The organism is Sphaerochaeta sp. (assembly GCF_050256055.1).
Taxonomy (GTDB): Bacteria; Spirochaetota; Spirochaetia; order Sphaerochaetales; family Sphaerochaetaceae; genus Sphaerochaeta.
Genome location: NZ_JBFWIJ010000010.1, coordinates 39721 through 62054 on the forward strand (window position 1 = coordinate 39721; position 22334 = coordinate 62054).

General features: G+C 52.0%; 22 protein-coding genes. 11 read left to right on the forward strand and 11 right to left on the reverse strand.

Annotated elements, in window-relative coordinates:
• Positions 1-44: 44 nt before the first annotated feature.
• A complete protein-coding gene (locus AB7C91_RS05770; RefSeq protein ID WP_332447893.1) occupies positions 45-866 on the reverse strand; it encodes an LCCL domain-containing protein in 822 nt (273 codons plus the stop codon).
• Between the two features lie 162 nt (positions 867-1028).
• On the opposite strand from AB7C91_RS05770, the gene AB7C91_RS05775 reads away from it, so the two are divergent.
• On the forward strand, positions 1029-2138 hold the full coding sequence (locus AB7C91_RS05775; protein WP_428589815.1) for a PAS domain-containing protein: 1110 nt from the start codon (positions 1029-1031) through the stop codon (positions 2136-2138).
• Here AB7C91_RS05775 and AB7C91_RS05780 read toward each other — a convergent pair.
• The 3 genes from AB7C91_RS05780 to AB7C91_RS05790 form a co-directional block, all read right to left on the reverse strand.
• Entirely contained in the window at positions 2086-3297 is a 1212-nt protein-coding gene (locus AB7C91_RS05780; protein ID WP_332447891.1) for a nucleoside-diphosphate kinase, read from the reverse strand. The genes AB7C91_RS05775 and AB7C91_RS05780 overlap by 53 nt on opposite strands.
• 83 nt (positions 3298-3380) lie before the next feature.
• The gene (locus tag AB7C91_RS05785; protein WP_332447890.1) at positions 3381-3884 is read right to left on the reverse strand and encodes an isochorismatase family cysteine hydrolase; all 504 of its coding nucleotides are present in this window, start codon (positions 3882-3884) and stop codon (positions 3381-3383) included.
• Positions 3885-3888: 4 nt separating this feature from the next.
• Complete coding sequence (locus tag AB7C91_RS05790) at positions 3889-4266, reverse strand: desulfoferrodoxin family protein (RefSeq protein WP_332447889.1); 378 nt, start codon at positions 4264-4266, stop codon at positions 3889-3891.
• A gap of 131 nt (positions 4267-4397) precedes the next feature.
• On the opposite strand from AB7C91_RS05790, the gene AB7C91_RS05795 reads away from it, so the two are divergent.
• From AB7C91_RS05795 to AB7C91_RS05820, 6 genes are all read left to right on the forward strand, one after another.
• Entirely contained in the window at positions 4398-5228 is an 831-nt protein-coding gene (locus AB7C91_RS05795; RefSeq protein WP_332447888.1) for a phosphate ABC transporter substrate-binding protein, read from the forward strand.
• 9 nt (positions 5229-5237) lie between these two features.
• Positions 5238-6098 (forward strand): phosphate ABC transporter permease subunit PstC, encoded by an 861-nt coding sequence (gene pstC, locus AB7C91_RS05800; protein WP_332447887.1) that lies wholly within the window; start codon positions 5238-5240, stop codon positions 6096-6098.
• Entirely contained in the window at positions 6091-7530 is a 1440-nt protein-coding gene (gene pstA / locus AB7C91_RS05805; protein ID WP_428589821.1) for a phosphate ABC transporter permease PstA, read from the forward strand. The genes pstC and pstA overlap by 8 nt, the downstream gene beginning before the upstream one ends.
• Complete coding sequence (pstB, locus tag AB7C91_RS05810) at positions 7527-8291, forward strand: phosphate ABC transporter ATP-binding protein PstB (RefSeq protein WP_332447885.1); 765 nt, start codon at positions 7527-7529, stop codon at positions 8289-8291. The genes pstA and pstB overlap by 4 nt, the downstream gene beginning before the upstream one ends.
• A gap of 26 nt (positions 8292-8317) precedes the next feature.
• Complete coding sequence (phoU, locus tag AB7C91_RS05815; RefSeq protein WP_428589825.1) at positions 8318-8971, forward strand: phosphate signaling complex protein PhoU; 654 nt, start codon at positions 8318-8320, stop codon at positions 8969-8971.
• Between the two features lie 63 nt (positions 8972-9034).
• Positions 9035-10108, forward strand: a complete 1074-nt coding sequence (locus AB7C91_RS05820; protein ID WP_428589828.1) for a lipid II:glycine glycyltransferase FemX — start codon at positions 9035-9037, stop codon at positions 10106-10108.
• On the opposite strand, the gene AB7C91_RS05825 is transcribed toward AB7C91_RS05820, so the two are convergent.
• The 3 genes from AB7C91_RS05825 to yqeC all read right to left on the reverse strand — a co-directional run bounded on the left by AB7C91_RS05825 (position 10096) and on the right by yqeC (position 13669).
• Entirely contained in the window at positions 10096-11064 is a 969-nt protein-coding gene (locus AB7C91_RS05825) for an XdhC family protein (protein ID WP_428589831.1), read from the reverse strand. The two genes, AB7C91_RS05820 and AB7C91_RS05825, sit on opposite strands and share 13 nt — an antisense overlap.
• A gap of 101 nt (positions 11065-11165) precedes the next feature.
• The gene (gene yqeB, locus AB7C91_RS05830) at positions 11166-12968 is read right to left on the reverse strand and encodes a selenium-dependent molybdenum cofactor biosynthesis protein YqeB (protein WP_332447881.1); all 1803 of its coding nucleotides are present in this window, start codon (positions 12966-12968) and stop codon (positions 11166-11168) included.
• Positions 12965-13669 (reverse strand): selenium cofactor biosynthesis protein YqeC, encoded by a 705-nt coding sequence (gene yqeC, locus AB7C91_RS05835; protein WP_332447880.1) that lies wholly within the window; start codon positions 13667-13669, stop codon positions 12965-12967. Before yqeC ends, yqeB begins: the two co-directional genes overlap by 4 nt.
• 91 nt (positions 13670-13760) lie before the next feature.
• Here yqeC and AB7C91_RS05840 point away from each other — a divergent pair, with 91 nt between their 5' ends.
• A complete protein-coding gene (locus tag AB7C91_RS05840; protein WP_332447879.1) occupies positions 13761-14387 on the forward strand; it encodes a hypothetical protein in 627 nt (208 codons plus the stop codon).
• Here the strand turns inward: AB7C91_RS05840 and AB7C91_RS05845 are convergent.
• From AB7C91_RS05845 to AB7C91_RS05855, 3 genes are all read right to left on the reverse strand, one after another.
• Positions 14381-16105, reverse strand: coding sequence for a HAMP domain-containing sensor histidine kinase (locus AB7C91_RS05845; RefSeq protein WP_332447878.1), 1725 nt, complete (start codon positions 16103-16105; stop codon positions 14381-14383). The two genes, AB7C91_RS05840 and AB7C91_RS05845, sit on opposite strands and share 7 nt — an antisense overlap.
• A gap of 4 nt (positions 16106-16109) precedes the next feature.
• Positions 16110-16781, reverse strand: coding sequence for a response regulator transcription factor (locus AB7C91_RS05850; RefSeq protein WP_428589836.1), 672 nt, complete (start codon positions 16779-16781; stop codon positions 16110-16112).
• Between the two features lie 135 nt (positions 16782-16916).
• A complete protein-coding gene (locus AB7C91_RS05855; protein WP_332447876.1) occupies positions 16917-18254 on the reverse strand; it encodes an acetate kinase in 1338 nt (445 codons plus the stop codon).
• Between the two features lie 127 nt (positions 18255-18381).
• Between AB7C91_RS05855 and AB7C91_RS05860 the strand changes: the two genes are divergently transcribed.
• Positions 18382-19425, forward strand: a complete 1044-nt coding sequence (locus tag AB7C91_RS05860) for a hypothetical protein (RefSeq protein WP_428589839.1) — start codon at positions 18382-18384, stop codon at positions 19423-19425.
• Here the strand turns inward: AB7C91_RS05860 and murB are convergent.
• Positions 19403-20320 carry a UDP-N-acetylmuramate dehydrogenase gene (murB, locus tag AB7C91_RS05865; RefSeq protein WP_332447874.1) on the reverse strand — a complete coding sequence of 306 codons (918 nt, stop codon included), beginning with the start codon at positions 20318-20320 and terminating at the stop codon, positions 19403-19405. The genes AB7C91_RS05860 and murB overlap by 23 nt on opposite strands.
• A 51-nt stretch (positions 20321-20371) precedes the next feature.
• Between murB and cysS the strand changes: the two genes are divergently transcribed.
• Together cysS and AB7C91_RS05875 are read left to right on the forward strand one after the other, a co-directional pair.
• Positions 20372-21787 carry a cysteine--tRNA ligase gene (gene cysS / locus AB7C91_RS05870; protein WP_428589843.1) on the forward strand — a complete coding sequence of 472 codons (1416 nt, stop codon included), beginning with the start codon at positions 20372-20374 and terminating at the stop codon, positions 21785-21787.
• A gap of 27 nt (positions 21788-21814) precedes the next feature.
• Positions 21815-22333, forward strand: coding sequence for an RNA polymerase sigma factor (locus AB7C91_RS05875; RefSeq protein ID WP_332447872.1), 519 nt, complete (start codon positions 21815-21817; stop codon positions 22331-22333).
• Position 22334 lies beyond the last annotated feature (1 nt).

The window sequence follows — 22334 nt, forward strand, 5'->3', positions numbered from 1 at the left end:
CAAGAGAAGAGGGTCGTTTGAACGGCCCTCAAAGTGAAATGACATCATTTACGGAAGGTGAAGGCTTCAAGAGCCCCTTCATAGTCGTAGGTCTCCACTCCATTGGCCTCGGAACCCAGGAAGGCATCCATCTTTCCCAATTGTTTTACGGTTACCACGCCTCCTTGGGCGAAGGTGATCAAACCTGCATGCACGGCAGCACTGCCGATGCTGCTGTCATTGGAATAGGGATTGCTTCCCCATACGTCCCGACTGGAACCTCCCGCAGGGAGGGCTACCTGCAGCGATTGTCCGCTGGTCAATCCCAACGCCACCACAGTAGTCAGGTAATTGATCGGAATCGGTTGCAGAGCGGTGCTGTCCAACAAGGTTCCGTTCTTGCCGACGAACTGGAAACTCAACGGCCAACTGTCATACGGCGTCGATGCTACATCGTTGACCAACAGGCCTCCATAATAGGGTCGGCCTTCCGTAATTTGGATGGTAACTTCGCCCCCTTGCTCGAAACTGATCAATCCCATCTGTACCGCTGCACTTCCAATGGAACTGTCGGTGGTATAGATGCCTACACCCCAGAGGGAGGAAGCATAGCCGTTCGGTGGCAGAACGATGGTGATACGATCACCCAAAACGTTCGAATAATCACCGGCCGTCTGTTCCCAGGCATCCTGCGAGGGAAGCGTACCTTTTGCTGTCGGTTGTGTACTTTCCGGCTGTGCTTCCTCCTTCGGTTGGTTCGCCGCCTCGCTTGAGTATTCCAAGGAGAGGTTGGGACCTCCCGCTCCCAATTCGAAGGATCCGGATGTGCATCCGACCAACGAAAGAATCAAAGCGAACACGCATACCCATACTCCCTGTTTATTCACGTTCACCCCCTTTGGATACCTTGATATGGTACCATTTGTGACTCTAAGAAAAAGCATAATCCCATATGGTCATATTCGAAAGTGTTTCTCCTCCTGTTTTTCTGTAATTGGCTCTTGCAAGCATGATCGACTTGTTTCACACTTGCTTTCAGGAGCGAACATATGGAACTACTGCACAATGCCGACGAACGAGAGAAACACCTGAAAGCGTACCTTGCCGTACTGTTGCAGGGACAAACGAAGAAGGAAATCTACGAATCCTACCAAGCGGTGCTTTCCACTGCCACACCTCATGAAGTCAATCGAGTACTTGATGCGTTGCTCTGTGATTGTGATGATCTCGCCTCGATGCAGATCAGCGTTGCTCGATTCATCCGTTCGGTTGGAAAGGGCCTGGAGAGCTATTCACTTCCCGAGTATCCGTCTTCCTCGCTGTTTGCATCCCTGCAGGAGGAGAACCAGCGGATTGCAACGGTCATGCAAGAACTGCAGATGCTGAGCAAAACCCAGCCGCTCCCTGTTTCCGCAATTCAGAAAAAAGTGGCGGGTTTGACATTACTCAAAGAGCATTATCGTAGGCTGCAGAATGAATTGTTCCCACGCTTCGAGCGAGCGAGCGAGCAGCATGCCTGCGTGAAATTGATGTGGTTGATCCAAGACAACGTATTGGATTTCCAGAAACAGGTGACAGCCTTCGAGGGAACTTCAGCGCAATCATTCTTCACGGTATTCGGTCGGTTTTATACCAATGTGGAGATCCTGCGTTACCGGGAGCACTATATCCTCTATCCGGTCGCTTATCGTGCACTGCAGCATGCACCCGCAATGGATCAATCAGTTTCCTCTTCTGATTTCGGAGGGTTCGTCTCGAAAACCGGCTTCTTGAGCCATGAGGAACTGGAGCGTATTTTCTCCGTACTTCCCTTTGATATTGCGTTCATCGGATCCGATGATCGGGTGAAGTTCTACTCCGACCCACCGCATCGTATTTTTCCCAGAAGCCCGGAGGTAATCGGTAGGCTGGTCCAGAATTGCCATCCGCCGAAGAGCGTGGCCACCGTCCAAGCCATCCTCGACTCCTTCAAGGAGGGGAGGGAGGATTCGGCTGAGTTCTTTTTGGTTATGAAAGGGACCTTCGTCCACATCCAGTACTACGCAGTGCGTAGTACGGATGGAGTCTATCTGGGAACCATGGAGGTCACCCAGGATGCCACTCATCTCAGGTCGTTGACGGGCGAGAAGCGGTTGCTTGGGAAGCAAGATAATCGGTGAGCAAGGTGGAGCAGAAATTTTCCTCCGCCTTGAGGATGCCCATTTCGCGTTTCGCATTTTCTGTGGAATCGGAAGCGTGGGCGGCGTTGACGCGGATGTTGGAGCCGAACTCCCTGCGGATGGTACCGGCAGTGGCTTTATTCGGGTCGGTGGCGCCAAGAATGGTTCTAATCTTCTGGACGGCGTCCTTGCCTTCATAAACCAGCACCATGCACTTGACCAAACCGGGTTTATCCAAATCCTCAGCCTTGCAGTCGCTGGGTTTGATGCCTGCCATGAATTCGACGATCCGTTCGAACTGGTCCTCGGAATACATGTCCCCGAAACTTTCGGTAAGGATATCCTGCAACTTGTTGTCAAGGTGGACGTTGAATTCATTCTCCAGCAATTCACGGGCCTGCATGCCGTAGATGGGTGCCAGTTTCGCCTTCAACCCATCCTTGGTCGGGCCGTAGAAATTGAGCGCCTGCTCAACGGACATTTTCAGCACCTTGATGGCAACAATACGCAACCCGCTTCTGCTGAACATGTCGATGATCATACCCGGGCGGCTTGAGGCATATCTCCAGTTGTCCGGCTTGATGATGACCAGTGTCCGTTCAGTGTTCTGGTAATACTCAGGAGGTCGGTTGACAATGAGATTGCTCTGACCGGGAAGCCAGGAAGCAAACAAGGCAAGGGTGCTGTCAGCCTCCGCCTGTGTCTGGGCGGTGATGACCGCCGGTTCAAAGTAGTGTACTTCGTTCTGGCTTTCATCGCTGAAGATCAGATCGGCATAGGTATCTCTGATTGATTCCCCGGTGACCGTTTCTACGCTTCCTGTTTCCTTCTGGAACGCTCCAACGACTGAAGCAAGTTGCTCAGAGGGGTTCTCGCCTTTGAACAGCAAGAGCAACGAACGATGCCGTATGCCCCCGGAAGGGCCCATGCTCTGTTCGATATAGGACGCGAGGAGTTCAGAGATTTTCTGACCTTCCACCTTTGTACGGGTTCTGATGATGTCGGCATATTCCTCTGCGAGGCTCTGATCCATTGCGATCATCTGAGCACCCACCAATTCCAAGGAAATGCGGGAGAGAAGTCTGGACAACACGCCACCGGTTCTGCTTTTTGCAACGGTGTAGGGTGTTACCAGAACATACGATAAGGACTGTTCCATGAGCAGCCTCCTTCTAGGATGTCTGTATGACGTATCCTACAAGGCGGAACTGGACTTTGTCTATCGGAATACCGGGAAAGCTACTAAAATACTTCGATTTGACAGGACCGCAGGGTTTCCAAAGCGGCTTCATGCCTTCTGACGGTGGAACCGGCACAGCAGGCAGCATCCACCCTGATCACCAACTCCGGACGCATCGCCTTGATCATGAGTGCATTCGAGACCACGCAGATATCGGTACAGACACCGACCAATTCAACTTCCTCCAAATCTTGCTGGGAAGCTATCCAGGATGCGAGGGCAACCGAGGCGAAGGTCGGTTTCTCAAAAACGAGAGCGCCTTGCAGTGGTTGTTTCAGTTCATCAACCAGTTCATGCCCCGACTCTCCTTTGATGCAATGTACAACAGGAAGCAACATTCCTTCCCTGCTTTGCAGGTAGTTCTCATCATGGGTGTCAAGCGTGTAGGCAAGCAAACCTGAATGGTCTTGTACCTTGCGTACCACCGATTCAACGATGGAAACAGCCTCCTTGGTACCGAGAGAGCCGGTGACAAAGTCCTTTTGCATATCGATGACGACCAGCAAATATTTAGAATGAGGTTTTGAACAATCCGTGGACATTGCAGTAGGCATAGACATCTCCATGTTCCTTATCGGTGAAGACGGCGGTGGCAGGGCTTTCCTTACGGATGTCGCTTCTACGGACCGTCTGTTTGGTGACGAAGAAAATGCAGCTGATATGATGCTCCTCGCTTTGTGGATGCGGTTTGCTTCCGACTTCCACATACAACAGACCGTTTCGATGGGTGAGTACGGGAAGATGATATACATCGGTTTCTGCATCTGATTTGACTGAAAGTTGTTGCATCGGTTGTCCACAACAGGAAAACGTGTGATTCCCACTGTCGATGAGCTCAGAGAGCGAATGACAGACAGGACATCTATACAGAGCTAGTTTTTTTGCCATAGGCACTCCTTCTTTCTCTACAGTACTGAGGAAGATGAAAAGAAGAAAGAGAGATTCACACTTTTTTCACAGTTTTTTGAAGTTCTTCTCGCACCTTGATCTGATGATGCGCTCAAGGAGAAAAAAAATCTATGAAAAAACTTCTTATCATGCTTTCGGTACTGGTGCTTGCATCCGCTCTTTGGGCTACGGGAAACAAGGAAACCAAACAAATCACGAGTGCTACCTTCGGAGGTTCCTCCACGGTTGCTCCGGTTGCGTTGGCCGCCATCGAGGCGTTCCAGGAAAAGAATGCAGATGTCAAACTGAGTTATGAGACCCTTGGTTCCTCGGTGGGTATCAAGGCGTTGATGGATAAAACCCTCACGTTGGCCGGCTCAAGCCGTGAACTGAAGAGTTCTGAACTCGAAGCCGGTTTGATTCCCACCACCATCGGGCTTGATGCGATCAGCGTCGCCGTGAATGCTTCAGTCGGCATTTCCAATCTCAGCATGAATGAATTGGCGGCGATCTTCAGTGGAGAAATCAAGAATTGGAAGGAAGTCGGGGGACCCGATCGTCCAATCATCCTCATCGTACGTGATGAGAGCAGCGGTACCTATGGATCCTTCAAGGAAATCGTGTTGGATGCCCATAAGAAGAGTGGGAGCAAGGATGCCATCGTAGCCCGCGAGAACGGGGAGCTGGCAGCCAAGATTGCCTCCACCGCCGATTCCATCGGATATATCGGGATGGCCTTCAACCACCTGGTTACCGAACAAGGCGGTACGATCCTTTCGATCGACAAGATTCTGCCTTCGGAGAAAACGGTACGCGACAATTCCTATCCGATCAGCCGCAGCCTGTACTTGGTCAGCGACGGGACTCTGAAGGAAGGGACCGTTGAAAAGCGATTCGTGGACTTCGTCCTTTCCAAGGAAGGACAGGCATTGGTCAGCGAATCTGGATACGTACGGCTGTAAGGCAGAGTGATGCGAATACTCTTTGATACATTCGCGCGCCGATTGATCTTCATCAGCGCCATCGTTTGCAGTCTCTCGATCATCCTTCTGGGAGGGTTCATCCTCTCAGAAGGACTGCCGCTCTTCAAGGATGTGAGTCTGGTCCAGTTTTTGTTTTCAACCCATTGGGGACCGACCGATGCCGTTCCTACCTATGGCATTCTCACGTTCTTCTTCAATACGGCCGTGGTGACTTTGCTCTCCCTGGTATTGGCGCTTCCCATCTCCCTGTGCACAGCCATCTATTTGGCGTTGTTTGCAAAGGGAGCGTTGGCGAATCTGATCAGAACCTCGGTTGAATTGCTCGCTTCCATTCCCTCGATCATCTTCGGGTTGGTCGGAATGGTCACGGTGGTGCCGCTGATACGCTCGCTCTTCGGTGGTTCGGGATACAGCTTGCTTGCCTGTGCGATCATCCTCTCGGTCATGATCCTTCCCACTATCATCAGTGTGAGTGAGGTCGCCATACGTGCGGTCAGCGAAGACTTGAAGTGGGCGAGCCTGGCCATGGGAGCCACCACGTTCCAGATGATCCGCACCGCACTGCTTCCTGCAGCCCGCAGCGGCTTGGTCACGGCAATGGTCATGGGATTGGGAAGGGCGATGGGAGAAACAACCGCAGTCCTGTTGGTCGGCGGAAATTCGCCCCTCTTCCCCGGAAGTCTTGCCGACCAAGGCAGGACGCTTACCATGAATATCGTCACAGATATGAGCTATGCGGAGGGCGTGCACCTCAATGCACTCTTCGCCACGTCCATCGTACTGTTCATCTGCGTGTTAGCGCTCAACCTTCTGGTTATGCGCATCGGAAAAGAGGCACACCATGGTTGATCGACGGAAACAACATAATGCGATCGCCTTGCTGGTGATCAAAGTCCTTTCCTTTTCTACCATCCTGTTGATGGCTCTGCTTCTTGGGTACTTGGTATTCAGGGGGCTTGTCCGCACGGATGTCACCGTCAGTGCATATCTTCCGACAGAACATGCACCCTTCCGGGTCTATTCGGGAGCCTCGCAACCTGCTTCCTTGGATCGGAAACAGTTGCAGGACCTGCTTGAAGGAAACCTGTACCGGATGCGCACCCTCAGCGGATATGACGATCCGGTGACCGTATATGTGCAAAGCTCGATTGTCGATGCCCTGTCTTCCTCGCTTGCTCTCGATGCGGCGACGATCAAAGAGAATACGACTCTCTACACCCCTGGTGAAAAGCTGTCGTCCAAAGCAGGGATTTATGTGTTCACCGATCCCGCAGCCGCGAAACCTTCCGGTTTCAAGCCGATCGGGGTACGCAATACGGTTGTTCAGGTCAATCCTTCGGTTACTGCCTTGTACAACAACAAAAAGCTTTCGATTCTCTCTGAAGAGCAGCTTTCTGCATTGCTGGGGGGCAGCGTAACGAATTGGAGCCAGATCGGAGGACCGGATTTGCAGGCACATGCAGTGGCTTCCTCCCAGGCAGTTACCTCTCAGGATGGGGCGTATCGGGTATATGACAATGTAGATGCTTCGGATGCAGCAACGCTGCAGGTGCGCTTGCAGCATACCGTTGCCAATTTGAGCTGGAAATACATTTTCGCTCCCTCCGTCCAAGGGGGACGCTACGGAGGGGTGGGAACCATCATCATCAACACCCTGCTGATGATTCTACTCTCCGCCCTGCTGGCAACCCCTATCGGAATCGGGACGGCAATCTACTTGGTCGAATACGCCAAACAAGGGCGGATGCGTATGATCATCCAAAGTGCCGTAGATCTGCTGGCTTCAGTACCTTCGATCATCTACGGTTTGTTCGGAATGTTGATCTTCGTCCAATTCCTCGGGTGGAGTTTTTCCTTGGCCAGCGGCAGTCTGACCGTCGGACTCATGATCATTCCGACGATCGTGCGGACCAGCCAGGAAGCCTTGAAGCAGGTCGACCGTTCCATCATTGACGGTTCGATCGCCCTCGGGGCAACGAAGATCGAGACGATCGGCAAGATTTGCCTGCCATCGGCTCGAGACGGAATTGTATCGGGCCTGATTTTGGCAATCGGACGTGCCGCCGGTGAAACAGCAGCCTTGTTGTATACCATTGGAAGCGGAACGGACGTAGCCCATACCCTGCTCAGCCCGGCTCGATCGCTCTCCATGCATATTTACCTGCTGGTCGTTGAGGGAAAAGGATTGGAAGGAGCCTTCGCCGCCTCCTTGATCCTGATGATCGTGGTGCTGTTTACCAATATGGTGGCGAAAGTATTGTCCAGGAAGGAGAAAAGATGAGTTTGTTTGAAGTCGAGCATCTGGATTTGTTCTATGGGGACAAACAGGCGCTCAAAGACGTGAACCTCTCAATAGAGGAAAAAAAGATCACCGCCTTCATCGGGCCTTCAGGATGTGGAAAATCAACCTTCCTAAGGGTGCTGAACCGAATGAATGAAATCATCGAAGGCGTGAAGATAACCGGCAGCGTCCGCTTTGAAGGAAAGGACCTGCATACTGATTACGATGCCATGGAACTGCGCAGGCGGGTGGGTATGGTATTCCAAAAACCGAATCCGTTTCCGATGAGTATTTTCGATAACGTCGCCTACGGTCCGCGGTTGCTCAAGCGCCATACCCGTGCCCAGCTTGCCGACCTCGTAGAGGAGAGTCTGCGTCAGAGTGCACTCTTCGACGATGTGAAAGATAGATTGAAAGCCAGTGCGCTCTCCCTCTCTGGAGGACAGCAGCAACGGTTGTGTCTTGCCAGGACCTTGGCGAGTAATCCGGAGGTAATCCTCATGGATGAACCGACCAGTGCACTCGATCCCATATCTACGGCAAAAATTGAAGAGTTGATGGTTGAGCTCAAAGAGCGATATACCATCATTGTGGTGACCCACAACATGCAGCAGGCTTCCCGTGTCAGCGATGACGTGGCATTTTTCCTGGTGGATGCCGAGCGAAGGGGATATCTGGTGGAGTCGGGGAAGACACAGGAAGTATTCTTCAACCCGAAGGACACAAGAACCGAACAGTATATCAACGGTCGGTTCGGTTGATGCATACCAAGAAGGAGGAACACACCATGCACAGCAGATTGGAAGAGAAACTGGATTTATACAAGGATTTGTTGATCCGCATGCTCAAGGAAGTGGAACAGGCCTTGCTGCTCAGCATACAGGCTGTCGAAAATCGTGACCAGGAATTGGCTGCAAACATCGTGCAGCACGACATCAGCATCAATCGGCTTCGAGATATGGCCGAACATGACGGGGTGATGATCCTCGTCACCGAGGCGCCGTATGCTCATTATTTGCGACAGGCTGTCGCCGGTCTGAAAATTACCGGTGAGATTGAACGGATGGGGGATTATGCGAGTCATCTTGCCCATGTGGGTGCTTCGTTGATCCACACCAAAGAGGTGGATACGATTATCACCTTGGTCTGTGAAATGGCAAGCTCAGCGGTGCAGATGATCAAGATGGTACAAAAGACTTTGGATGAGGGGCAGAGCGATCCCGCACGGGTCGTCGCAAAGATGGACGACGACATCGATGCAAAACGATACCTGATCAATGATCTCTTGGGGCGCACCCCCGCTTCTGATGAATCGGAGCGCAGGGCTTTCTATGCATGCTACTACCTGACCAAGGAAATGGAACGATTGGGCGACCATATCACCAACATCTGCGAGTGGATGGTCTACACGGTAGAAGGCGTCAGACCCAAGCTGAACTGAGGCCCTTTCAAAGAAACCCGTTTCATGGTATGGTTTTGAAACCATACCTGTCGGGAGTTTGCGATGAACCTCAGTGTGCAGGAAAAAGATCCTGCAAACCTTTTTGATACCCCGCTCTTGCACCAATCCTTCTTTTGGTCGCAAGTCAAACAGAATCAAGGCTACGAGACCAAAGCCTTTGACATCAAAGTCCGTCAAGCTGATGTACAGCGGGGAGCAACCTCGTCATTCTTGCTTGACGATATGCTTGTACAGCTTATTCCGATCAATAGGGAACATACCATCGGCTATGTTCCCTATGGTCCGCTTCTCCATCCTGACCAGCAGAATATGGGACCGTTTCTGGAGGAGCTCTCCTTGCATGTGCAAAAGAGGCTTCCTTCCCATTGCATCCTCCTTCGGTACGATCTGCCTTGGGAAACTGTTTGGGATGATGATGAACTTTCCGTCGAATTGCAGAATATCCGGTTGAATTGGGGTACCCAGAGCCGGTCACTCAGCCGTTCCGTATCCAATCAACTGCCCAGTGACACCATGTTCATCGATCTTAGCGGCAGTGAAGAGGATATTCTTGCCAACATGCATCATAAGACGCGATACAACATCAATCTGGCGTTACGCAAAGGCGTTGAGGTCAGACAGGTCGGTCACGACCAGTTGGATGTTTTTTATGCGCTGTATGAAGAAACATGCGAGCGTAATCATATCCAATTGCATGACCGTTCATTTTTCGAGGCGTTGTTCGGACCGGAGGATGAGCATGCCGGGGTAACCTTGCTGATGGCTTACTTCGAGAGCCGTCCCCTCAGTTCAATGTTTCTCAGCCGTTCCTCGCAACGCGCCACCTACCTGTACGGCGCATCATCCTCTGCGTTACGCAATACCATGAGCACCTATGCGCTGCAATGGAAGGCCATCCAACTGGCGAAGCAGTGGGGTTGTCGGGAATATGACCTGTTCGGTGTTTCCCCTTCTTTACACAAAAATCATCCGATGCAGGGCCTGTATACCTTCAAGAAGGGATTCGGTGGTGATTTGTTGCACCGGATGGGTTGTTGGGACTTTACCTTCCATGCCCAGGAAGCCCGCCAGCTGTTTGCCTATGAGATGGTGGGTGATGGATATCACCTGCGCTGAAACAACACCGTTGCCTGACCTCCACAGATCATACCCAGGGCACCGGCTTTTTCCTTGTCCAGAATGAAGGTGGTCATGTGGTTCTCGATTGCATCGTTTTTCAGCATGGCATCGGTTTCGGACAGCACCCTTGCTTCCATTTCTCCTCCACCGACGGTTCCGCTGAACGTACCGTCCTCGAACATGGCCAGCTGAAAGCCTACCTCGCATGGCGAGGATCCATGCTTTTCCACGACACGTGCGACAATATAGGATTCGCTGAGTGTCTGGCGTTGCAGAAGTTGGGAGTCCAGCTGTACCGTTTGCACTCCCGCCCTGCTGTATTGCACGATCTGAGCGAGGATGGAAAGGGCGATCTCCATGGCGGTGACGGCATTGATGTCCAACCCGATGGGGGCGCAAACCTCGCTCAGTTCTGCTTTCGTAAACCCTTTTTCTTGCATTGCTGCAAAGGTTTTGGAGACTTTCGCCCTGCTTCCGATCATGCCGATGTAGGAGTGGGGGAGTCTCAGACAATGCTCCAGACACACTTGGTCGAAACTATGACCCCGGGTGATGATGACAAAATAGGGACGGATCCATGGGTGATCTTCCTTGAATACGGTCTCAAACATCTGGCAGAGACACTTGGCCTGGGGAAAACGATCCGAATTGCAGTATTCCTCTCGCTCATCAACAATGGTCAGATGGTATCCCATCACCGTGGCAAGCCGATAAAGCTCCAATGCGACATGTCCACCACCGAAGACTACCAGTTCCACAGCACAGGACAAATGCTCGCGCAAGAGTTGCTCGTCCTGCCAGTCTTGCTCGACTTCCGGTAGGGAGGCAATCAAACGATCCTCCACAAACAAAGCCTCGGCTCCCAGATTCGGCCCACTGAGAACGGTTCTTCGTTGTACATCCCCTTGGTGCAGGGTATCTATCAGACTAGTGTAATAGGATTTTGCATGCATGCTCTACTCCTTGATGGAATTTGCACATAGGCCGATGTGCATGATTTGAGTGTAGCGTACCAAAAAGGAAAAATCCATTACGCTATTGAAAAACTAATGGATTAGGCAAAACGCACGAATCCGTCGATCGCCTCTAAAACCGAACCGCCGATCGCCATGGCCTTTTCGCTGACGGTTGTATGGTCTGCTTTTTCTCCCCTGGGGTCGATATCGGCAATTTTGAAATGGCTGCTCACATACAAACCGCTATTGAGCAATCCACGCAGCTTGCCGTCGATTTCAGCGACCACCTGCGAGTCTCCGACGGTAGCGATGACATCCCCCTTCTTGACCAGATCACCCACTTTGTGCGGGGAATTGAAGATTCCCTCCTGACTGCTGTGCAGCACACGCTCTTCTCCGAATCCCTCAATGAGACCCGGAACACCGGTATTGGGTCGTGCAGAGCCCTGGTGCAGGATTCTAGCCAGACTGTGTCCCCGCATGGTCTCGATGACCAAGTCGCAATCCGTTCCCGCCTCGAATCCGGGACCGAGCGCAATGACCAAGGGTGCATCATCAATCCGTGTCCCCAGATTCCGCTTTGCCATGATGGCATCCACCACGCAGATCGGATTGATCGCCTGTATGCTTTCTCCGTTTGGATCACTCAGGAGGGGAATGATTCCGTTTTCCAATGCATCGAAGGCTTCATTGATGTCTGTGCATTTTTTTGCTTCTACGCCTTCCACCGAGGTCGTTTTGGTGAACATGGCTTGTGCGAAACTTACGGTGGTACGGATGACCGTCGGCTGCTCCACTTCCAGAACGATGACACGATATCCGCCTCTGTGGAGACGGAGGATGACCCCGGTTGCAAGATCCCCGCCACCGCGAACCACCACCAATTGACGTGCTTGGTGCTTCAGACTGGAACCGGAGCGGTGGTTGAAGACTTTCATGACTTCGCTAAGCACCGAGAGTGCTATTTCCTGTGGAGTTTCCGTCCCCAAATCCAAACCGATCGGGCAATATAAGCGCTTGAGGTCGGTGCGAGAAAGCTGCAGTTTGGTCAACAGCTGCTTAGCCTTGTGACGGGAACCCAGGACACCTAGATACGGAATGTCCCGCCTTAGCAAGGCCCGGGCAGTTTCTTCGTTGAATGCATGGGAAGCGATGATGACCGCCGTACGAGCGTTTGTCTCTACCTGGGCCAGGGCTTCAGCAAGCGTCGGTTCGACAACCAAGGCACGCGCATGGGGAAAGCGTTGTATCGTGGCGAATTCTATACGGGTTTCCACCACTTGGTAGGGAATGCCCAGAAAATAGGCCAATTCTGCTATTGCTTGGTTGACATGTCCTCCTCCTACCAACACCAATGTATGCGCGTTGAGAGGAAGACTGAGAAGGCAAGTCCATGCAGGATCCTCGATGTATCGATAGGTATGGGTCATTAGCACTTCCTTTGCCTCTGATAAGAAACGCGGATGCACAGCTCCGATGGTGGCTCCTCCCTCGCAGAGTCCCAACAATGCCGGTTCAGGCAGAATTTGTATGCCCAGGACATGGAAGCGATCCTGTTTTTGCCAGAGCAAGAGAGAAGGGAAGGCGGCTCTGGTTGCTTCGGTATTGCACTTGAGCAAATACATATATACGGTCCCCGCATCCCGGATGGCCCCTTGATCGACACGGAACTGTAGGTGCCGGTAGGTTTCTTCACCACTGAGCAGATCGATGGCTTGGCTCTGGGCATAGGCCTCGAGTGCACCCCCTCCGATTGTGCCGCTCATCCGACCATCCGACTCGACAAGCATGTAGCCCTGGTTACGGCTGGTCGATCCCTCGGTCTTGAGAATCGTAACCAGAATGAAGGGAATGAGCTGTTCGCTCAACGTCACAGCGCGTGAAAATACGGCTTCTTTCATACCTTGTTCCTTTGTAAGAGTGCATTGGTCGAGAGTGATCCGAACCAAAGCGGGAGGTCGGCGCAGGCATGGCTCAAGGCCTGGATATCACTTGCGTCGGTGTTTTGGGCTTCATTGCAGAGAATGACTTTTTTCCCTTTCATGTTCTTGGTAATTCCTTGGGGATGGGTGAGCAGCATTCGATAGGTCTGCCAATCAACCGTCCCATCAACAAGCGATTCGCATCCATAACAGGTTTGCCGAAGGCTTTTCCCCATCGCCCCAAAGCCGACCACAGCCAAGGTGGCAGTGGTGAAATACGGGACGACCGGGTCGCGTTCGGTGTGCAGTTTGAGTTGCTTATGCAAAGCTCCGTCAGCTTCCAACAACAGAACATCATAGAATTGGAGCAAACGCTGTAGTTCATCAATCGGAGGGGCCAGGGCTTTGTGTGTTCCTTGCAACGCATAAAACACACGTTGTCCCGCCAGCGGACGGTACTCCAGCACCGAACCGTCGAAAACATATCGGTCGCACCCATATGCCCTCTGTTCCGGGAGTTCAAGCTTGGTGGTGGTGGAGACCAAAACACGCTTGCCTGTCTCGGCATAGGCCGCAGCAAGGGCAATGAGGGCAGTGGTCTTTCCCCCGCTTCCGGTAATGCTGATGCACTGTTCATATCCGGAAAATTCTGCAAGCAAGGCGCTGATGAGGTCGACCATAGAAGCAATGTATCACCACCCATGGTGCTTTGCAACCACAGGATTTCTTTATGCACTGGTTTTTCCCTCAATGTATGTCATGCTCGAGGGTATGGAACAAAAGTTGGTATCAGTAGTGGGAATGGATATTCAGGCACAGCGGTACAGCATGTGCATCTTGAACAAAGCGGGAAAACAACCAAGGTATTACCATGGTCGGGTGGATACGGCATCGGGGCAGAAGAAGTTCTTCTCCTTGCTTCCTGATGATTCTGTGGCGTTGCTTCCCTCAAGTCCCTTGGCGACCTTGGCGCTCCATACGCTGGGTGAACAACGCATCACCATCAAGGATGCCGAACTGGACTACGCCATCTGGGAACGTGCAGGGATCGAGCGAGGAGAGCCTATGGCGCGGTTCGCCGCATTGGTACTACGTTCGGTATGCTTTCCGCCTACCGAGATGACCGTAGCTCAACAGCTCGAATTGTTCGCCTATCAAGCAAAGGAACTGCAGCGGATCAAGGACATCGGGAACCGGTCACAACAGCTTGCCGGCCAGGTTTTGGAGAGGAAAGCAGGCATGCAGGATTGGGACGCAGCCCTGAAGCTGGAGCAAGACAGCAAAAAAGTCCTCCTTATGGATGAAGCGGACCCAAAAGACCCAGAACTTCCCCTGTTCAATGAGCAGGATACGAGCTTTTTGGCCCAGCTGTATCGATTGCTCTCCTCAATTCATTGAAGGATGGTCAGTACGAACGTGGAACCCTGCCCGGGAGTGCTGGTCACACCCACTGTCCCGTGGTGGATGGAAGCGATGTGCTTGACGATGGACAAGCCCAAGCCGGTACCACCTTCCTTTCTGCTGCGTGCTTTGTCGACCCGGTAGAACCGTTCGAAAATCCGGTCCTGATCTGCTTTGGCGATACCGCATCCTTCATCCTGCACGGAAAAGCTGACCTTATTCCCCACTTGGTACGCACGGGCGGTGATGTGGGTGCCGTTTTCACTGTATTGCAGGGCGTTCATCATCAGATTGATCAATGCCTGGACGATCAAGCCTTCGTTGACCTTGCAGGATAGGGACGGCTCGGCTGCCAAACTGATTTGGATCTGCTTCGCTTCAGCGACATGACGGCAGGCATCGTAGGCTTGGTCCAGCAATGACTTGACGGTGCACGCCATCAAGGGAACCTCCCGCTTATGGTCCTCAAGGGAAGCGAGGAGCAAAAGGTCCTCGACGAGCGACTGCATTCTCTTGGTGTTGTTGTAGATGATGGAGGCAAATTGCCTGACTTCCTCGACCGGCGTTTCCTCTTGGTTGGCTAGCTCTGCAAACCCTGCAATCGCTGTAAGCGGCGTCTTCAATTCATGGCTCACATTGGCAACGAAATCCTTACGGATATCTTCCAGCTTTCTGATTCTGGTGATATCGAAGAAGGTCAGAACCAGTGCGTATACCCCTTGTCCGTGCTTGAGTACCGGAGCGAGTCGAACCTGGTATTGCTTTTTGCTGTGCGCTTCGGTGGTGGTATAGAACAGATCCTCTGAGGTTGCGATACCCCTGAAGGCCTGATCGATTGCGGGGAGGATGTCATCACTTGCGATCAAGTGTTCAAACTTGTGGCCTTTTGCCTGTTCGCGTTCGGCGAACATGGTGTCGAAGGTGGTGTTCGAGAATTGGATGACGTGGTTCTTATCCAACAGGATCACCCCTTCATGCATGGCATTGAGCAGGGTCTGGTATTCCAGACTGCTCGCCGCCAATTCCTGGAATTGTTCCTGCAGTTGGGTTGCCATGCTGTTCAACGTGTCGCAGAGCAATGCGTACTCAACCGGGAAGATGATTCGGCTGTGATGTGACAGATTGCCTGCCTTGTATTGTTCTGCAGTGTCGGTGAGGATGGTAAGGGCTTTGGTGGTGTGCCGGATGTTCAAGGTTACCACCAATGCGGAAAGGATAGCCAGGGCTACGAATGCAAAGATGATCTCCACCAGGTATTGCTTGGTCCATGCCTGGATGAAGGAGAAGGATCGACTGACACGGATGATGTCGTTGGCATCAGTGCGAACCGCTACATAGACCAAGGTTTCCCCGATATGGGAGGAAGAACGGATACTCATTCCGATTCCTTGTGCAAAAGCCTGTTTGACTTCTTCCCGGTAGCGGTGGTTGTCCAGTGCATCAAGGTTTACCGCACTATCATAGCTTACCTCGCCGTTTTCCCGGATATTGGTGATCCTGACGGAAAAAGCTTGTGCGTAGGCGGCAAGTTCGGATTGGGTCAATTGCTTGTCACGCAAATAGGAAGCATGGTTGATGAGCCGGTTCTCCTCCTGTTTGATCTCAAAGTTCCGGAAATTGAACAGAGAGAGCAATCCGCTCGACAAGAGGGCAAGGATGACAATGATGAGACTGGAGAGCAGCAAATTTGTTTTCAGTGAATGGCGTGTACGCACCTCGTTACTCCTTGTAGGTGTACCCGATTCCCCAGACCGTTTTGATCCGGGTTCCTATGCTTCCCAATTTCTTTCGGAGCGTAGCAATCTGCACATCAATGGAACGATCCGTGACAGGGTAATCGTTTCCTTTGACTCGGGTTATCATCTGGTTTCTGGTAAAAACTTGTTCGGGGTTTGAAGCAAGTAGATATAAGAGTGCGAATTCCGTGGCGGTCAATTCCACTTGCTCATCATCGATCAAGCACTGATGCTTGTTCAAATCCATGAACAATCCTGCTTGGTGGACTTGGCTGCTGGTCGGCTTTTCGGTGAAGCGGCGCAGTACCGCGCGTATCTTGCTTTTCAGTACGTTCATGCTGAATGGTTTGGTTAAATAATCGTCTGCTCCCAGCTCCAATGCAGTGATGATATCGCTTTCTTCACTTTTTGCAGACACCACGATGATCGGGACCTGCGATTCCAGAGAATAGCGGATCGCCTTGATGGTGGTCAGTCCATCCATGACCGGCATCATGATGTCGAGGATCACCAAATCCACTTCATGGGAGGAAAGAAGTTCCAAAGCCTTGCTGCCGTGCTCAGCTTCAAGCACGGTATATCCATTGTTGGAAAGGGCATAGCGTTCCAACTGCCGGATGTCCAGATCGTCTTCAACTACCAAGATAGTACTCATACACCAACGGTAGTATAGAGCACTGCCTTGAAGCAAGAGAGGGGGGAAGGAATTCACACTTTATTCATAGTTGGATAATAAAATCGGGACGCTCGAAAGCGTCCCGCCAGATATCTGCGCAGTAGCAACTGTGAATCAGTGGACTTTGACCATGATGGTCGCAAGCTCAGGGTTTTTCTCCAGGTTCTTCTTGAGATCCCGTTCCCTTCCCTTGTTTACATAATCCTTTTCCTCGAAGGAGTAATGGAAGTTGGTATGCACATCGTAGGTACCGTTCATCAAAGCGTAGGCATCTTCGGTCATCACCAGTTCCTCATCGGTGGGAATGACGAAAATCTTTACCTTGGAATCATCGGTGTTGATCTCGAATTCTCCGTTGCGGCTGAAGCAAACCTCATTCTTGTGCGCATCGAGCTTTGCGCCGATGGCTTCAAGACCTTCGCAGGAACCAAGTCGGATGTGACGCGCCATTTCTCCCACGCCTGCAGTGAATACAATCGCATCCAACGTACCGCCAAGCAGCGTGGCGTAACCGCCGATGTATTTCTTGATCCTCCGGCATTCCATGTCGATGGCAAGCTTGGCTTTCCTGTCCCCTTCCTGGCTGGCTTTCAGGACATCTCGACGGTCACTCTTGCCGCAAAGGCCGATCAAACCGCTTTTCTTGTTCAGTGCCGTATCCATCTCCTTGGCACTCATCCCGGTGTTTTCCATCATGTAGGGGATGATTGCAGGATCGATATCTCCGGATCGTGATCCCATGACCAACCCTTCAAGCGGGGTCAGCCCCATGGAGGTGTCGATGCATACGCCGTTTTTCACTGCACAGACGGAAGCTCCGTTGCCGATGTGGCAGATGATGACGTTGGTGTCCTTATTCTCCTTGCCGAGCAGTACCGCTGCACGTTTTGCGCAGTACAGATGGCTGGTTCCATGGAACCCGTAGCGTCGGACGTTGTACTTGGTGTACCATTCGTACGGGACGGCATACATGAAGGCTTCCTCGGGCATGGTCTGGTGCCAGGCAGTGTCAAGGATGATCGCCTGCGGAACATCGGGCATGGCCTTGCGTGCGGCTTCGATGCCCATGATGTTGGCCGGCATGTGCAGTGGTCCGAGGGGAATCACCTTCTTTAATTGCTCAATGACTTCATCGGTGACCAAAGCTGATTGCTTGAAGACCTCTCCGCCATGCAGCACCCGATGTCCGACCGCCCCGATTTCCGAGAGGTTCTTGATGACACCGTATTCATCGTCAAGAAGCATGCGTATGATCAACTCGATGGCTTCCTTGTGGGTGGGGGAGGAAAATTCTGCATGATATTCCTCCTTGCCGTTGGCTTTGTGTTCAATGGTCGAATATTCCAGGCCGATGCGTTCTACGACACCGACGGCAAGAATATCCTTGTTGGTCCAATCGTAGACTTGATACTTGGCAGACGAACTGCCACAGTTCAGGGTAAGAATTACCATGAAAGACTCCTATTCTTTGTAAAAATATGCGTGCGTAAAGATGGAGAAAGGCTCCACGTCATTAAACCACTATTGGTCGGAATAATCAACATGAAGCAAACTTCAATGAGCTAATTCTTATCCTATCATGAAGGTATTGGCTGTTCTGCTGCTCTGTGTGCAGGGTGTGCTTCTCTCTGCGCAATCAGCGTTGACCTTTGAGACTGCTGAAGGTCCTGTTTGGTACAGACTTTCCTCAACCGTCTCTGATGAAGACACTTGGATCAGCACTGACATTGCCTTGTTGCAGGATAAAACGTTGCACTTCACATTTGAGGATGCTTGGGTGGATATCGGAACCTTCCGGCTCAAAAAACTGCAAACTGAATTGGGCGAACGCTTTGTTTTTCTTCCCTCCGGCCGATGGTCAGGTTTGGAACTTTCCGGTGGGAGTTCAGCTTTCAGTGCATGGACCGGACCGGACGACCGATTTATGTTCCTGTCGACGTACGGCCGTCTGAGTCTTGGGTATCTCTCTACCCCGTTGCTTGCCGTGCAAACAATCTATACCCGTTGGGACCGATTGTCGCCGGGCCGGAGTCTTCTCTTCCGGTGGGAAGAATCGCGTCCAGCCTTTCATCTGGCCATCGATGGACTTTGGGGTGATTCGAGTGCCTTCAGACTCCATACGGCACTTTCCGTTCGGATCGGACCGTTTCTCGCTGAGACTGAGTGGGGTGGTCGGATATGGGAGCGCAGCGCGGGCTTCGGCGTGGAATATGAGGACGGTCGTTGGCAGGTCAGCAGCACCTATACCACCGCTTTGGGTAGTCGGCCGGCTTTTGCCGGTGAGAAGCAGCAAGCCCAATCCAAGTGGGAGTCCCATCTTCGGTATACAGGGGCGATCTCGTGGGAAATCCTCACTACGTGGACCAAATCTGATGCAAAGCAGACCTTCAATGGTGCAATCACCGCCTCGTTTGACTCGGTTGAGATAGGGTTGAGGACGATAGCCGGAAAATTAGCTTTGGTGTGTGCGACCAAGCAAGCGCATCTTACCTGGGGAAAAGATGAGCTGAGCGGTACGATCTTTCTGGGAAAGCCGAATTTTCAGGTACGGTTGACCATGCGAAAAGGGAAAACCCCTTCCTTGGCATATCGCTATACCCTCACCACCGGCCGAGATACCTGATCTCCTCTTCCAGACTGATTTTTGTATGTGCAAAGACTTGCGCTTTGATGTAATCGATGAGCAGTTTCACATCGGTGCTGGTCGCCTTGCCGTTGGAGTTGATGATCATATTGGCATGCCGATTGGAGACTTGAGCGCCCCCGACCGTGTATCCTTTGAGGTTGAGACTGTCGATCAGGGAACCGGCATGCTGTCCTTGTGGATTCTTGAAGATGCATCCGATGCTCGGATTATCATATTGGCCGCTTTTCTTTCGTTCCTTCTTCGCCCCATCCTTACGCTTGCGGGCTTCGCTGGTCTGCAAAGTCGGCAGCAGGCGGAATCCCGCCTCATAGATGATGACGTCGTCCCGATCAGAAAAAGGCGAATGGCGGTAGGTGAACTCATCCAGATGGGTTTGCATCCGATGCAACTTGCCGTCAAAGGTCATATAGTCCACATAATAGAGTACATCGGCTATCTGGACCTTGTTCGCACCGCTGTTGCCTCTGATGGCTCCTCCCACGGTTCCCGGAATTCCTCCCAAGAGCTCCAGGCCGGAGAGTCCGTCCTCTATGGCAAGATCGATGGCCTTGTCCAAGGCGAGGCCGCAACGCACGCAGAACATTTCTCCCTGCACATGACGACGGGTCAGATGGCTGCACAGGATGGTGAGGCCGGCGATGCCGTCATCGCTGATTAGGCTGTTGGTTCCACCCCCTAGGACGGTGACCGGCAGGTTCTGCTCGGTTGCAAAGGCAAGCAGAGCCCTGAGTTCCTCGAAATTGGAAGGGTAGGCGGCAAGATCGGCTTTGCCGCCGGTTCTGATACCGCTGTGAGTGCTCAGGTCAAGATGCCTGATGAGCAGTTGGTCAAGGTTGATTTTTTCATCACTATTGCGTACATTGGTAGGCATGGAGACATCTTACCCCCTTTTTCTGGGGTGGGCAACCTAAAGGAGCGCTCAATGCCTGTCCTTCTCTATAATACAATGAGCAGAAAGCTGGAAGTGTTCCAGCCGATCCATGATACTGAAGTAGGTTTGTATTCTTGCGGGCCTACTGTCTATAACTATGCCCATATCGGCAATCTCCGGACGTTCTTGTTTGAGGATCTCCTTAAGCGAACGCTGCTGCTCAGCGGGTTTTCCGTCAACCATGTGATGAACATCACTGATGTCGGCCATTTGACCGGTGACGGGGATGACGGGGAAGACAAGCTGGAGCGAATGGCACAAAAGACGCATGAGAGCGTCTGGGAAATCGCCCGGTTTTACATCGAGGCGTTCTTTAAGGATTATGATGCACTGAACATGATCCGGCCGAATGTTGTTTGCAAAGCCACCGACCATATCCAGCAGATGATCGACTTGATCAAACGCCTTGAGGCAGGTGGGCACACCTATGTCAGCGGAGGCAACGTATATTTCAGCATCGATTCCATCGATGATTACGGCAAACTGGCGCGGCTGAATCTGGATTCACTCAAAACCGCGGTTCGTGAGGAAGTCGAGGAAGACGGGAACAAGAAGAACAGCAAGGATTTTGTGCTTTGGTTCACCAAGAGCAAACACGGCCAACAGGCTATGATGTGGGACTCCCCATGGGGAAGAGGCTTTCCGGGCTGGCACATCGAATGTTCGGCTATGAGCATGCATTATCTGGGCGAGTCGTTTGATATCCATTGCGGCGGTATCGATGCAATTCCCGTGCACCATACGAATGAAATTGCCCAAAGCGAGGCCGCAACCGGCAAGAAATGGGTGAATTATTGGCTGCATGGTGAATTCCTGCTGGATGAGACGGGGAAGATGAGTAAGAGCAAAGGGGAGTTTTTAACCCTGGGCCTGCTCATCGACAAGGGATTCGACCCGATGGACTACCGGTATTTCTGCCTCGGTGGACATTACCGAAGCCAATTGAAGTTCAGCTTCGAGTCATTGGCTACCGCCCGGACGGCAAGGAAGAATGTATATGAGCGGATCCAGAATCTCCTTTCCCAGGGTGCGAAGCAGATCGAGCTCACCAGTACGGCAGCCTTGGCATACAAGGCAGCATTCCTTGAGCATATCCAGAATGATCTGGGCACCCCCCGCACCTTGGCCGACCTTTGGGGCGTCTTGAAGGATGAAGCGCTCGATCCCAGTGAAAAATACTCGCTCTGCCTCTTTTTTGACCGGATTTTCGGGCTTCGTCTTGACGGGATAGCCGCCGTGAGAGCGGAAGTTTTCCCCCAGGAGGCATTGGATTTGCTTGCTCGGCGCACAGAAGCCAAGCAGGCCAGGAACTGGCCGTTGGCTGATACACTTCGAGCCGAACTGGATGCTATGGGGTACCTTGTCAAAGACACACCTTCGGGGAGCTCTTTGGAAAAAAAGATGTAACTTGGTTACTGGTGAGTTGTTAACGTTATGGAAATACAGAGCAACGATGAGCGAGCGTTCAGGCAGGTATATGAGCAGGTATTCCCGGTATTGATGCGCGTGGTGTATCACGTGACCAATAATCAGGATCTTGCTGAGGAAATCTGCCAGGAAGCTTTCATCAGGTTCTTTGACAAGGGGATGGAATTTGCCACGCTCGATGATGCCAAATATTGGTTGATCCGAGTGTCGAAGAATCTCGCCATCAACCAAGTGAAGCGCAAAGCCCGCGAAATGGGTATGGTGGAAAAGCTGAAGAAGCTGCCTTCCAACCATGCGAACACCAACGACGGGGCGCAGGTACTGGTGGAGAAGGAGACTCGCAAACTGGTACAGGATGCCATTGACCAGCTTCCTGAAAAATTCCGACTTGTCATTGTGATGAAAGAGTATACGGATATGGATTACAAGCAGATCGCTCAGGTGCTGCACATTTCCGAAAGTAACGTAAAGGTGCGGGTCTATCGGGCAAGAAAGATGCTCGAATCGATTCTCAGCCAGGAGTAGC

Excerpts from the sequence above, each read along its gene's own strand:
- AB7C91_RS05775 (WP_428589815.1), top strand. The coding sequence starts at position 1,029 with ATGGAACTACTGCACAATGCCGACGAACGAGAGAAACACCTGAAAGCG.
- AB7C91_RS05780 (WP_332447891.1), bottom strand. The coding sequence starts at position 3,297 with ATGGAACAGTCCTTATCGTATGTTCTGGTAACACCCTACACCGTTGCA.
- AB7C91_RS05790 (WP_332447889.1), bottom strand. The coding sequence starts at position 4,266 with ATGGCAAAAAAACTAGCTCTGTATAGATGTCCTGTCTGTCATTCGCTC.
- AB7C91_RS05795 (WP_332447888.1), top strand. The coding sequence starts at position 4,398 with ATGAAAAAACTTCTTATCATGCTTTCGGTACTGGTGCTTGCATCCGCT.
- pstC (WP_332447887.1), top strand. The coding sequence starts at position 5,238 with ATGCGAATACTCTTTGATACATTCGCGCGCCGATTGATCTTCATCAGC.
- pstA (WP_428589821.1), top strand. The coding sequence starts at position 6,091 with ATGGTTGATCGACGGAAACAACATAATGCGATCGCCTTGCTGGTGATC.
- pstB (WP_332447885.1), top strand. The coding sequence starts at position 7,527 with ATGAGTTTGTTTGAAGTCGAGCATCTGGATTTGTTCTATGGGGACAAA.
- phoU (WP_428589825.1), top strand. The coding sequence starts at position 8,318 with ATGCACAGCAGATTGGAAGAGAAACTGGATTTATACAAGGATTTGTTG.
- AB7C91_RS05820 (WP_428589828.1), top strand. The coding sequence starts at position 9,035 with ATGAACCTCAGTGTGCAGGAAAAAGATCCTGCAAACCTTTTTGATACC.
- AB7C91_RS05825 (WP_428589831.1), bottom strand. The coding sequence starts at position 11,064 with ATGCATGCAAAATCCTATTACACTAGTCTGATAGATACCCTGCACCAA.
- yqeB (WP_332447881.1), bottom strand. The coding sequence starts at position 12,968 with ATGAAAGAAGCCGTATTTTCACGCGCTGTGACGTTGAGCGAACAGCTC.
- yqeC (WP_332447880.1), bottom strand. The coding sequence starts at position 13,669 with ATGGTCGACCTCATCAGCGCCTTGCTTGCAGAATTTTCCGGATATGAA.
- AB7C91_RS05840 (WP_332447879.1), top strand. The coding sequence starts at position 13,761 with ATGGAACAAAAGTTGGTATCAGTAGTGGGAATGGATATTCAGGCACAG.
- AB7C91_RS05850 (WP_428589836.1), bottom strand. The coding sequence starts at position 16,781 with ATGAGTACTATCTTGGTAGTTGAAGACGATCTGGACATCCGGCAGTTG.
- AB7C91_RS05855 (WP_332447876.1), bottom strand. The coding sequence starts at position 18,254 with ATGGTAATTCTTACCCTGAACTGTGGCAGTTCGTCTGCCAAGTATCAA.
- AB7C91_RS05860 (WP_428589839.1), top strand. The coding sequence starts at position 18,382 with ATGAAGGTATTGGCTGTTCTGCTGCTCTGTGTGCAGGGTGTGCTTCTC.
- murB (WP_332447874.1), bottom strand. The coding sequence starts at position 20,320 with ATGCCTACCAATGTACGCAATAGTGATGAAAAAATCAACCTTGACCAA.
- cysS (WP_428589843.1), top strand. The coding sequence starts at position 20,372 with ATGCCTGTCCTTCTCTATAATACAATGAGCAGAAAGCTGGAAGTGTTC.
- AB7C91_RS05875 (WP_332447872.1), top strand. The coding sequence starts at position 21,815 with ATGGAAATACAGAGCAACGATGAGCGAGCGTTCAGGCAGGTATATGAG.